We start from the raw sequence: 12,726 nt of genomic DNA on the forward strand, positions 1-12,726 counted from the left end.
GGCGGTGCACTGGGGTGGCAGGCACGGGGGCGGTGCACTGGGGCGGCGCAAGCACGGGCGGACGGCACGGGGTGGCAGGGGCTCGGTGGCGGGCTTAGCCTGCCCGAAGGGGTCCCTTTGTCCCGCCATGCCCTGCGTCCGCAGGGCGAGAGGGTGAAGCGCCTTGAGCACCGACCAGGACGAGAACACCGCCCGGAACGAACGCGAACCCCGGGTGGGACCGACCCCCGAGGGCGAACCGGAATTCCATCCGTACCACCACCCGGCCGCCGGCTGGGGTGCCGCGAAGAGCGTGACGAACTTCCTCGTGCGCGAGGGCGCGCTCGTCGACGGACCGCGCGCGATCATGCGGATGAACCACGAGAACACCGGCTTCGACTGTCCCGGCTGCGCCTGGCCCGACGACACCAAGGGCCTCCATCTGGACATCTGCGAGAACGGCATCAAGCACGTCACCTGGGAGATGACGCGCAAGCGGGTCGGGCGGGAGTTCTTCGCCGCCCACTCGGTGACCGAGCTGGCCGGGTGGAGCGACTACGACCTGGAGAACGAGGGCCGCCTCACCGAGCCGATGGTCTACGACCCGGAGTCGGACCACTACGTGCCGATCAGCTGGAAGGACGCGTTCGAGCTCGTCGGCCGCACCCTGCGCGGCCTCGACGACCCGAACCGGGCCGCGTTCTACACCTCGGGCCGGCTCGGCAACGAGGCCACCTTCCTCTACCAGCTGATGGCCCGCGAGCTCGGCACGAACAACCTGCCCGACTGCTCCAACATGTGCCACGAGGCCAGCGGCCGCGCCCTCCAGGCCTCCCTGGGCACCGGCAAGGGCACGGTCGACCTCCAGGACTGGGAGACGGCCGACGCGCTGTTCATCTTCGGCGTCAACGCCGCCTCGAACGCGCCCAGGATGCTCACGGCCCTCGCCGAGGCGTACCACCGCGGCGCAAAGATCGTGCACGTCAACCCGCTCGTCGAGGCGGCCGCCACCCGCACCATCGTCCCGCACGACTTCACGGACATGGCCCTCTTCAAGACGACGAGGACCAGCACCCTGAACCTCCAGCCGCGCATCGGCGGCGACATGGCACTCGTGCGCGGCATGGCCAAGGCGATCCTGGAGCAGTCCTCGACCGACCCGAAGGCCCTGGACCGGGAGTTCATCGAGCGGCACACCTCGGGCTTCGAGGAGTACCGCGCCCTGTGCGAGGCCACGCCCTGGGAGGAGCTGGAACGCCAGTCCGGGCTGAGCCGGGCCGACATCCTCAAGGCCGCGCGCGTGTACGGGGAGGCCGACCGCTCCATCGTCAGCTGGTGCCTCGGCATCACCCAGCACGAGCACGGCGTCGACACCGTGCGGGAGATCGTCAACCTGCTGCTGCTCCGCGGCAACCTGGGCCGGGAGGGCGCGGGCCCCTCCCCCGTGCGCGGCCACAGCAACGTCCAGGGCAACCGTACCTGCGGCATCGACCACCGCCCGAGCGAGGAGTTCCTGGACCGGCTCGCCGAGGTCTGCGCGATCGAACCGCCCCGCGCGCACGGCAAGGACACCGTCGCGAGCATCAAGGCGATGCACGACGGCGAGATCACCGTCTTCGTCGGCATGGGCGGCAACTTCGCGCTCGCGGCCCCCGACACCCCGTACACCTGCGCGGCGCTGCGCACCTGCGAGCTCACCGTCCAGGTCAGCACCAAGCTGAACCGCAGCCACATCGTGCACGGCCGGCAGGCGCTCATCCTCCCCTGCCTCGGCCGGACCGAGAAGGACCACCAGCGCAAGGGCGTCCAGAGCACCTCCGTCGAGGACTCGATGAGCATGGTGCACCTGTCCGTCGGCATGAAGAAGCCCGCCTCGCCGCACCTGCTCTCCGAACCGGCCGTCGTCGCCGGCATGGCGCGCGCCGCGCTGCCCGACAGCGCCACCCCCTGGGAGTGGTACATCGAGGACTACGACCGCATCCGGGACACCATGGCCCGCGCGCTCGACGGCTTCGAGGACTTCAACCGGCGCGTACGGCTGCCGCTCGGCTTCCGCATCAAGCAGCCCGCCCGCGAACTGGTCTTCCTCACCCCGTCCGGGCGCGCCGAGTTCTCCCGTGCCGAGCTTCCCGACGTGGTGCCCGCCCCCGGCACCCTGGCACTCGGCACCATGCGCTCCCACGACCAGTGGAACACCACCATCTACTCCGACAACGACCGCTACCGGGGCATCAAGAACTGCCGCACCCTGGTCTTCATGAACCGGGCGGACATGCGCGAGCGCGGGATCGCCGACATGGGCCCCGTCGACATCACGAGCACCGCGAGGGACGGCAGCCGACGGCATCTGAACGGCTACCTCGCCGTCCCGTACGACATCCCGCGCGGCTGCGCCGCCGGGTACATGCCGGAGATGAACGTGCTGTGCGCCCTGGGCGACTACAGCACCCAGAGCGACCAGCCGATCATGAAGCACGTCAACGTGACGATCGAGACCACCTCCTGATGGTCCGTCACGCCCGGCGGGCGATCCGGTCCAGGAGGAGGTAGGCGCGCCGCTCCGCGGCGGCGAGCTCGGTGGGGTCGATCTCCGCCGGCCACAGCTCGCCCGCCGCGGCGTCGTCCGCCTCCCGCAGCTCCACCGCGGCCGCCGCGAGCCGCGTCTGGACGAGCGGGAACGACCGCACGGCCCCCTCCTCCAGGGCCCGTTCGGCCCGCTCCGAGGCCGTCGCGCAGGCGGCGAGCGCACGCTCCGCCCGTACGGCCGCCCGGTCGTGGACCACCATCAGCGCGCAGCCGAGCGCGACGCCGACACCGAGCACGCTGCTCAGCGCCCGGTCCTGCACGAGGGCTCCGGCCGGGGCGGGCGCGGCCAGGTCGGTCAGGAGCAGGGCCAGCGGGGTGAGGAAGACGACGCCGAGCCCGTAGTTGCGGGCGACGACGTACTCCATGAGGAACTCGAAGAGGACGATCACGAGGACGAGGGTCACCGGCTCGGGGCCCAGGGCGAGGACGCCGAGGGCGAGCAGGAGGCCCGCGACCGTGCCCAGGGTGCGCTGGACGGCCCGCTGGGCCGCCGTCCGGACGTTGATCGAGTGGAGCACCGCGGCGGCGGAGATCGCCGCCCAGTAGCCGTGCCCGAGGCCCAGGAGGAGCGCCGCCCCGCCCGCGATGCCGGTGCCGAGGACCATCCGCAGGGCCGGCACGAGAAGGACCGCCGCGCGGCCGTGGGCCGGTCCCGTGACCAGGGCGGCGGCCCGGAGTTCGGTGGCGCGCAGGGTCGTCGGAGCCGGCGCCCCCGGCCCCGGGCCCGTCCCGGCCGGCCCCGGGCGGGCGAGCATGCCGGCCTGGGCGATCAGGACGGGCAGCGCCAGTTCGGGCAGCAGGCGAGGGGCGCGCAGGCGGCGGCTGAGGAGCAGCCGGACCTGGCGGCGCAGCGTACGGGCCAGGCCGGTGGGGTCGTTCGGCGCGCGGCGGGCGGATCCGATGAGCAGCGACCAGGAGAGGTCGGTGAGACGGACGCACGTGTCGCCCCGGCCGGCCCAGTCGACGCCCGACGGCGGCAGGACGCCGAGTGTGCGGTACGCCTGGAGGACGGCGGCGGTCGCCCGGTGCCGTACGGGCCCGACACCCTGTCCGGCACCGCTCGCGTCCCACAGGTCGGCGAGTTCGCGCAGGGCGGCCGCGACGGCGAGCCGCTGCGGGCGGTCCGGGTGCACGAGCCGGCCCGCCAGGGCGAGGATCCAGGCGACGGCCGCACCGATCGCGGCGAGGCCGGTCTGGGGCAGGACGTCGGCGGGGGCCGAGGAGCCGTTGGCCGCCACCGCGAAGGAGGACAGCAGCAGTACCGCGCCGAGCCCGCCCAGCCGGGCCGCGTCGCAGGCGAACTTCGCGAGACCGGCCACCAGGGCCGTGGCCGCGACCGTCACGGCGGCGCCGGTTCCGCCGTCCCCGGGACGGGCCCAGGCGGCGAGCGCCGCGCCGCAGCCCACGCACGCGGTCATCGCCACGGCGGCGACGGCGAGCACGCGGGCGCGTCGCGCGTAGGGAAGATTGCGTCCGAACGTGGTGGTGAAGGAGCCCAGCATCGTGTAGACGGCCTGGTCGGCCCGCCCGGCGAGTGCCATCGGCAGTGCGGGCAGCGCCATGGCGAGCGCGGCCCGCACGGCGAAGGACAGGGCACCGTCCACGCTCTGCAGGGCGAGCGCGCCCCTCGGGGACAGTGCGCGTCCCAGCCGGGCGGCGGCGCGCCGCGGTCCGCCCGGCGGGCGCCGACGAAAGGAATTCATGACCCGATCACCCTCGGAGAATTCCCTGCGAAAGTCAAAGAGGCATTTCCGATGACGTCATCCGCACCGCTTTTCCGAGCTTCTCCGCCGCTTCTCCGATGCCTCTGCCGATGCTTCGCCGATGCTTCTCCGTGGAAAGGAAAGGCAGGCGATAGGCGGCACCTATCAGCTCATCGAAAACATCTCTTTGACTTCGCTCCGGAACGGGCCGAATCTGCTCTGCGGCGAGAATCCGATACGGGCGAGGAACGAGGCGGACCAGAGCATGAGCGGCATCGAGGACCCGGTCGACGACCTGAAGGTCACCCCGCCGAAGACCTGGGCGACGGGACTGCCCGCCGTGACGCACGCGCTGGAGTACTCCCTCGGCCAGACGTCCCCGCGGCGCACCGCGCTGACGCTGCTCCACATCAACCAGCCCAAGGGCATCGACTGCCCGGGCTGCGCCTGGCCGGAGCCCGCGCCGGGCAAGCGGCACATGAACGAGTACTGCGAGAACGGCGCCAAGCACATCAACGACGAGGCCACCTCGCGGCGCGTCACCCGGGACTTCTTCCGCGAGCACTCGATCGCGGAGCTCGACGGCATGTCCGACTACTGGCTCAATCAGCAGGGCCGGCTCACCGAGCCGATGGTGAAGCGGCCCGGTGCGACGCATTACGAGCCGATCGGCTGGGACGAGGCGCTCGGTCTGCTCGCCGAGGAGCTGAGGGCGCTCGACTCCCCCGACGAGGCCCTCTTCTACGTCTCCGGCCGGCTGAACAACGAGGCCGCGTTCCTCCTCCAGCTCTTCGCGCGCGCGTACGGCACGAACAATCTGCCGGACTGCTCCAACATGTGTCACGAGTCCAGCGGTTCCGCGCTGTCGGAGACGCTCGGCATCGGCAAGGGCAGCGTCTCCCTGGACGACATCCACCACTCCGACCTGGTGTTCGTCGTGGGGCAGAACCCGGGCACCAACCACCCCCGGATGCTGTCGGCCCTGGAGGAGACCAAGCGGAACGGCGGCCGGGTCGTGGCCGTCAACACGCTGCCCGAGGCCGGGCTCATGCGCTTCAAGCACCCGCAGAAGGCCCGGGGGATCATCGGCCGCGGCACACCGATCGCCGACCAGTTCCTGCACATCCGCGCCGGCGGCGACCTCGCCCTCTTCCAGGCCCTGAACCGGCTGCTCGTGGAGGCCGAGGACGCCGCGCCCGGCACCGTGCTGGACCACGAGTTCATCCGTACGCACACCATCGGCTTCGCCGACTTCGCCGAGCACGCCCGGAAGGTCTCCTGGGACGACATCCTGGCGGCGACCGGCCTCGACCGCGAGGAGATCCAGGCGCTCTTCGAGCGGGTCCTCGCGAGCGAGAAGATCATCGTGTGCTGGGCGATGGGCGTCACCCAGCACAAGCACGGCGTGCCCACGATCCGCGAGATCGTCAACTTCCTGATGGCGCGCGGCAACATCGGGAGGCCCGGCGCGGGCGTCTGCCCGGTGCGCGGCCACAGCAATGTCCAGGGCGACCGCACGATGGGCGTGTGGGAGCGGATGCCGCAGGCGTTCCTCGACGCCCTGGGGCGCGAGTTCGGCTTCACCCCGCCCGCCCACCACGGCCTGGACGCGGTGAACGCCATCCGCGCCATGCGCGAGGGGCGCGCCAAGGTCTTCCTGGGCGTCGCGGGGAACTTCGTACGGGCCACCCCGGACAGCGCGGTCACCGAGGAGGCGATGCGGGGCTGCCGGCTCACGGCGCACGTCTCCACCAAGCTCAACCGGTCCCACACGGTCTGCGGCGAGACCGCCCTGATCCTGCCGACGCTCGGCCGCAGCGACCGCGACGTGCAGGCCGGTGTCGAGCAGTTCGTGACCGTCGAGGACTCCATGAGCGACGTCCACGCCTCCCGGGGGAAGCTGCCGCCCGCCTCGCCGCACCTGCTCAGCGAGGTCGCGATCGTCGCGCGTCTCGCCCGCAGGACCCTCGGTGACGAACCCGCCCTGCCCTGGGAGGAGTTCGAGCGCGACTACGGCACCATCCGGGACCGCGTCGCCCGGGTCGTGCCCGGCTTCGAGGACTTCAACGCGCGCGTGGCCCGGCCGGGCGGCTTCCATCTGCCCAACCCGGTGAACCACGGGGTCTTCAACACCCCGAGCGGCAAGGCCGTCTTCACGCGCAACGCGTTCACGATGCCGCACGTCCCCGAGGGGCACCTGCTGCTGCAGACCCTGCGCTCGCACGACCAGTGGAACACCGTCTGGTACGCCCCGAACGACCGCTACCGCGGCATCCACGACGCCCGCCGGGTCGTCCTCGTCAACCCGGCCGACCTCGACGCCCTCGGCCTCGCCGACCGCGAGCTCGTGGATCTGGTGAGCGTGTGGCACGACGGGCGGGAGCGGCGCGCGGAGGGCTTCCGGGTGGTCGCGTACCCCGCGAGCCGGGGTTCCGCGGCGGCCTACTACCCCGAGACCAACGTCCTGGTGCCGCTGGACAGCGTCGCCGACATCAGCAACTGCCCGACGTCCAAGGGCGTCCTCGTCCGCCTGGAGCCCGCCGCCGGACAGCGCGACACGAGGAGCGGCTCATGGGACGCGTGACCCGGCGGCGGCGCGTCCTGCGCGTCCGGGAGGGCGGCGCCACGTACCGCCCCGACACCCTGGCCGCCGAGGAGCCGATGGAGATCCGGGTCGGCGGACGCCCGCTGACCGTGACCATGCGCACCCCCGGCGACGACTTCGACCTGGCGGCCGGCTTCCTCGTGAGCGAGGGCGTGGTGCGCGCCGCCGGGGACGTGGCCGGGATCCGGTACTGCGCGGGCGCCACCTCCGACGGAGGCAACACGTACAACGTGGTGGACGTCGTCCTCGGGCCCGGTGTGGCCGCCCCCGACGTCTCCCTGGAGCGGAACTTCTACACCACCTCCTCCTGCGGTCTGTGTGGCAAGGCGAGCCTGGACGCGGTGCGGACGACGGCCGCCTGGTCCGTCGCCGAGGACCCGCTCCGCGTCGGCCCCGAGACCCTGACCGCCCTCCCCGACCGGCTGCGGGCGGCCCAGAAGGTCTTCGACAGCACCGGCGGGCTGCACGCGGCCGGGCTGTTCTCGGCCGAGGGCGAGCTGCTGTGCCTGCGCGAGGACGTCGGCCGGCACAACGCCGTGGACAAGGTGGTCGGGCACGCCCTGCGCTCGGGTCTCCTGCCGCTGCGCGGGACGGTGCTGATGGTGAGCGGCCGGGCCTCCTTCGAGCTGGTGCAGAAGGCGGTGATGGCCGGGATCCCCCTGCTGGCGGCCGTGTCCGCGCCCTCCTCGCTCGCCGTGGACCTCGCCGCGGAGAGCGGTCTCACGCTGGTCGGCTTCCTGCGCGGGACGTCGATGAACGTGTACTGCGGTGACGACCGGCTGGAGGCCGGGCCCGTGGGCGTGGAGTGACGGCGGTGGCGACTGGCGTTCGGGCGGGCGGTCCGGTAGACCCGTGGGGTGCTGTTCCGTCAACTCGAGTACCTGGTGGCCCTCTCGCGGGAGCGTCACTTCGCCCGCGCCGCCCAGGCCTGCCACGTCTCCCAGCCCGCCCTCTCCGAGGCGATCCGGAAGCTGGAGGACGAGCTCGGCGTCCCGCTGGTCCTGCGCGGCCGCCGGTACGAGGGCCTCACGCCCGAGGGCGAGCGCATCGTGGTGTGGGCGCAGCGGCTCCTTGCCGACCGTGACGCTCTGAAGAGCGAGGTCGGTGCCCTGCGGACGGGTCTGAGCGGCCGGCTGCGGATCGGTTCGGTGCCGACCGCGTCCGGCGCGGTCGCACTGCTGACGGAGCCGTTCTGTCTGGCGCACCCGCTGGTGACCGTGGAGGTGGCGACGGACCTGCGGGCGGAGGACGTCCTGCGGCAGCTGCGGGACTTCGAGATCGACGCCGGGGTGACGTATCTCCACAAGGGGCTGGCGGAGAACTTCCGGGCGGTGCCGCTGTACGAGGAGCGGTACGTGCTCCTCACCGGCGCCGCCGACGCCCCGGCGCACCGGACGACGGCGACCTGGGCGGAGGCCTCGCGGCTGCCGCTCTGTCTGCTGACCGGGACCATGCAGGGGCGCCAGGTCCTCGACGAGGTGTTCGCCGAGGCCGGGGTGCGGCCCTCGCCGCGGGTGGAGACGGACTCGGTGGCGGCGCTCTTCGCCCATGTCAGGACCGGCCACTGGGCGGGCATCGTGCCGCACGCCTGGCTGCACGTCTTCGGGGTGCCGCACGGCATGCGGGCGGTGCCGATGACCGAGCCGACGCGGTCGGTCCCGGTCGGTCTGGTGACGGTCGTCCGGGAGCCGGAGTCCGTGATGGCGCGCGCGCTCAGGGAGGTCGCGGGCCGCACCGACGTCGCCGCGGCCCTCGACCGCCTTCCGGGAGACTCCGTACCGCGGTGAGAGAAGGGGAACGGGGCCGCTCGGGACGGCCCCGTTCCCTGCTCGTGCGCGGCGGCCGTCAGGCCGCCGCGGTGCCGCTCTCCACGGCCTCGCCCTTGCGGACCGTGCAGTGCAGCGAGTCCTCGATGACGTCCGCGACGATCGCGTCGCCGGGGTCGGCCTCGCCGCCGAGCAGCAGGGAGGCGACGCGGTTGTCGAGCTCCGTCTGGATCGTGCGGCGCAGCGGCCGGGCGCCGAACGCCGGCTGGTAGCCGTGGGCGACGAGGAGCTTCTTCGCCGCCTCGGTGACCTCCAGGGTCATGCCCTGGGCGTGGACGCGGTGCTTGCTCCGGTCGAGGAGGTGGTCGAGGATCTCCGACAGGTCCTCCTCGGTGAGGCTGTGGAAGACGATGATGTCGTCGATGCGGTTGAGGAACTCGGGCAGGAAGCGTCCCTTCAGGTCGTCCATCAGGTCGTCCTTCAGCTCGGCCGCGTCGCCCTCGTGGGCGAGGATGCGGTGGGCGCCGATGTTGGACGTCATGATGACGACGCAGTGGCGGAAGTCGACCGTGCGGCCCTGTCCGTCGGTGAGGCGGCCGTCGTCGAGGATCTGGAGCAGCGTGTTGAAGACGTCGGGGTGGCCCTTCTCGATCTCGTCGAAGAGGATCACGCTGTACGGCTGGCGGCGGACCTTCTCGGTGAGCTGGCCGGCCTCCTCGTAGCCGACGTACCCGGGAGGCGCGCCGACGAGCCGGGCGACCGTGTGCTTCTCCTGGAACTCGCTCATGTCGAAGCGGATCATGCGGTCCTCGGCGCCGAAGAGCAGCTCGGCGAGGGTCTTGGCGAGTTCGGTCTTGCCGACGCCCGTGGGCCCCAGGAAGAGGAAGGAGCCGACGGGCCGGTTCGGGTCGCCCATGCCGGCCCGGTTGCGGCGTACGGCCTCGGAGACCGCGGTGACCGCCTCGTCCTGGCCGACGATTCGGGCGTGCATCTCCTCCTCCAGCTTGAGCAGCTTCTCCTTCTCGCTGGCGGTGAGCTGCGAGACGGGGATGCCGGTACGGCGGGAGACGATGTCGGCGATGTCGGAGGCCGTGACCGAGACGACGCCCTCGCGGCGCTCCTCGATCCCGGCGAGCTCGCCCTCGACTTCGGCGATCCGGTCCTTGAGTTCCTTGGCCTTCTCGAAGTCCTCGGCGGCGACGGCCTGGTCCTTCTCGCGGCGCAGTTTCGCGAGCTTGTCCTCGCGGCTGACGACCTCGGTGGAGCGGCCGCCGCTGCGGAGCCGTACGCGCGCGCCGGCCTGGTCCATCAGGTCGATGGCCTTGTCGGGCAGGAAGCGGTCGCTGATGTAGCGGTCGGAGAGTTCGGCCGCCGCGGCGAGGGCGCCGTCGGCGAAGCGGACCTGGTGGTGGGCCTCGTACGCGTCCCGGAGTCCTTCGAGGATCTGCACGGTCTCCTCGACGGTCGGCTCCGGGATGAGGACGGGCTGGAAGCGGCGTTCGAGGGCGGCGTCCTTCTCGATGTGCTTGCGGTACTCGTCGATGGTGGTGGCGCCCACGACGTGCAGTTCGCCGCGGGCGAGGGCGGGCTTGAGCATGTTGCCCGCGTCCATCGCGCCCTCGCCGGTGGCGCCCGCGCCGACGACGGTGTGCAGCTCGTCGATGAAGAGGATGATGTCGCCGCTGGCCTCCTGGACGTCCTCGATGACCTTCTTGAGGCGTTCCTCGAACTGTCCCCGGTACTGCGCTCCGGCGACCATGCCGGACAGGTCGAGGGAGACGACCCGCTTGCCCTTCAGGGTGTCGGGGACCTCGTCCGCGACGATGCGCTGGGCGAGACCCTCCACGATGGCGGTCTTGCCGACGCCCGGCTCGCCGATGAGCACGGGGTTGTTCTTGGAGCGGCGGGAGAGGATCTCGATGGTCTGCTCGATCTCCTCGGCCCTGCCGACGACGGGGTCGAGCCTGCCCGCCTTCGCCTCCTCCGTCAGGTCGCGGCCGTACTCGTCGAGGGTCGTGGCCGGCTGCTTCGCGGCGGCGGTGGCGCCGCCCTGCTCCGGGCGGGCCGTCTGGTCGGTGAGGCCGCGCAGCTTCTTCACGTCCAGGTCCTCGGCCCGCAGGAAGCGGGAGGCGCCGGAGTCCGCGTCGCCGAGGAGGGCGCTGAGGATGTGCTCGGGGCCGATGTACGAGACCCCCGCCGCCTGCGAGTAGGCGTGGGCGGTCGCGAGGGTCCGCTTGGCGGCCGGGGTGAGTCCGGGCTCGGCGGACGGCTCGACGGCCTCCCGGGGCAGGACCTGGGCGAGCTGCTCGGCGAGCTTGTCGGGGTTCACCCCGCCCTGGGAGAGCAGCCGGCGGGTGGGCTCGACCTGGGTCGCCGCCCACAGGAGGTGTTCGGTGTCCAGGTCGGAGCTGCCGTCCTCGTCGGCCTTGCGGGCGGCCGTGTTCAGCAGTTCGTGGGAGGACTCGGTCAGCAGCCGTCCGATGGGCACCCGCTGCACCGCCGGGGGCGAGGACGCGGGCGACATACCGAAGAACCGGTTGAACAGGTCGCTGAACGGATCCGACGAACCGAAGGATGAACCGAACGCCATCGACATGGCAGCTCCTGAAAGCGCGAAAAGGGGTCGCCCCCACTCAAACCCGGCGTCCGCGCCTCTGCAATCGGAGCGGGACCGGTGGTGCGCCCGGCACACCGTCGGAGCGGGACCGGCGGGGAGCCCGACACACCCACCGCAGGGGCGACCGAAATGCCCGGATCGCGGCTCGGGCCGTCGACGATGGGCCCATGACCTCCGCGATCCCCCCGAACGCCCCGGAACCCGAGCCCGGACCCGGTGCCCGCCCTCAGGTCCGTGCCTCCGCGCTCGTACGGCACGCCAAGCTGTGGCTCGTACCGACCGTCCTGTGCGCCCTGGTGTCGCTGCTGCTGTCGCTCCTCTACATGGGGGGCATCCTCAGCCCGAGCGACCACCTCGACCGGCTGCCCATCGCCCTGGTCGACGAGGACGAGGGCCGCCCGCTGCCGGGACAGTCGGAGAACCTGGGGAAGCAGATCACCGACTCGGTCGCCGCCGTCGGGTCCTCGAAGACCACCATCGACTGGCGCCGCCTCGACAGCGCGGAGGCCCAGGACGCCCTGGCCTCGGGCAAGGTCTTCGGCGCCCTGGTCGTCCCGAAGGACTTCACCGCGTCCGTCGCGGCCCTGACCACGAACCGGGCGACGGAACGCCCGACGCTCACCGTGCTCACCAACCCCGGTCTCGGCAGCCTGGGCTCGTCGCTGGCGGCCCAGATCAACCAGGGCGCGGCGCGCCAGGCCTCGCTGACCATCGGCAAGCAGCTCTCGGCCACCTCCGCCGTACCGACCACGCGGGTGCTGCTGGCCGACCCCGTCGCGGTCGTCACCCGCGTCGGCCATCCGATCGGCCGGCACAGCGGCCTCGGCCTGACCGCCTTCTACTACACCCTGCTGCTCGTCCTGGGCGGCTTCATCGGCGGGAACCTCGTCAACACCGGCGTCGACACCGCGCTCGGCTACTGCGACAGCGAGATCGGCCCCTGGCACACCCGCCGGCCGACCGTTCCCATCAGCCGCACCCAGACGCTCGTCCTGAAGATGCTGATGACCGCGGGGATCGCGCTCCTGACCACCACGCTCGTCATGGTCGCCACGATCGGGATCCTGGGCATGGACGCCGACCACCTGCCGATGCTGTGGCTCTTCTCCTACTGCGCGACGGTCGCCGTCGGCCTGGGCGTCCAGGCCATCAACGCCGCCTTCGGCGGCATCGGCCAGCTCGTGTCCATGTTCATCTTCATCGCGCTGGCCCTGCCCTCCTCCGGGGCGACCGTCCCCCTGGAGGCCACCCCCGCGTTCTACCGCTTCCTGGGCATCTTCGAGCCGATGCACCAGCTCAGCTCGGGCATCCGGTCCATCCTGTACTTCGACGCCCAGGCCGACGCGGGGCTCGCGCGTGGCTGGATCATGATCGCGGTCGGTACGGCAGGGGCCCTGGCGTTCGGCTTCGCCATGACGCACTACTACGACCGCAGGGGGCTGCGGCGCCTCACGCCGCAGCCCGAGTGAG

Annotated in this window: 7 protein-coding genes; 5 read left to right on the forward strand and 2 right to left on the reverse strand. The window is 72.1% G+C overall.

What is annotated here, in order from left to right; all coding sequences use genetic code 11:
* Positions 1-163: 163 nt before the first annotated feature.
* Entirely contained in the window at positions 164-2,485 is a 2,322-nt protein-coding gene (locus AC07AW_RS18570; RefSeq protein ID WP_478816551.1) for an FdhF/YdeP family oxidoreductase, read from the forward strand.
* Between the two features lie 7 nt (positions 2,486-2,492).
* Here the strand turns inward: AC07AW_RS18570 and AC07AW_RS18575 are convergent, their stop codons facing one another.
* Complete coding sequence (locus AC07AW_RS18575; RefSeq protein ID WP_478816552.1) at positions 2,493-4,268, reverse strand: FUSC family protein; 1,776 nt, start codon at positions 4,266-4,268, stop codon at positions 2,493-2,495.
* 265 nt (positions 4,269-4,533) lie between these two features.
* On the opposite strand from AC07AW_RS18575, the gene AC07AW_RS18580 reads away from it, so the two are divergent.
* The 3 genes from AC07AW_RS18580 to AC07AW_RS18590 are packed head-to-tail and all read left to right on the forward strand — an operon-like array spanning position 4,534 to position 8,660.
* Complete coding sequence (locus AC07AW_RS18580; RefSeq protein ID WP_478816553.1) at positions 4,534-6,852, forward strand: FdhF/YdeP family oxidoreductase; 2,319 nt, start codon at positions 4,534-4,536, stop codon at positions 6,850-6,852.
* Entirely contained in the window at positions 6,840-7,682 is an 843-nt protein-coding gene (gene fdhD, locus AC07AW_RS18585) for a formate dehydrogenase accessory sulfurtransferase FdhD (RefSeq protein WP_478816554.1), read from the forward strand. Before AC07AW_RS18580 ends, fdhD begins: the two co-directional genes overlap by 13 nt.
* 48 nt (positions 7,683-7,730) lie before the next feature.
* A complete protein-coding gene (locus tag AC07AW_RS18590) occupies positions 7,731-8,660 on the forward strand; it encodes a LysR family transcriptional regulator (protein ID WP_478816555.1) in 930 nt (309 codons plus the stop codon).
* A gap of 58 nt (positions 8,661-8,718) precedes the next feature.
* Here AC07AW_RS18590 and AC07AW_RS18595 read toward each other — a convergent pair whose 3' ends face one another.
* Entirely contained in the window at positions 8,719-11,235 is a 2,517-nt protein-coding gene (locus tag AC07AW_RS18595) for an ATP-dependent Clp protease ATP-binding subunit (protein ID WP_478816556.1), read from the reverse strand.
* Positions 11,236-11,423: 188 nt separating this feature from the next.
* On the opposite strand from AC07AW_RS18595, the gene AC07AW_RS18600 reads away from it, so the two are divergent.
* Complete coding sequence (locus AC07AW_RS18600; RefSeq protein WP_478816557.1) at positions 11,424-12,725, forward strand: YhgE/Pip domain-containing protein; 1,302 nt, start codon at positions 11,424-11,426, stop codon at positions 12,723-12,725.
* Position 12,726: the final 1 nt, after the last annotated feature.

It is taken from the genome of Streptomyces sp. NPDC044003 (assembly GCF_056435185.1).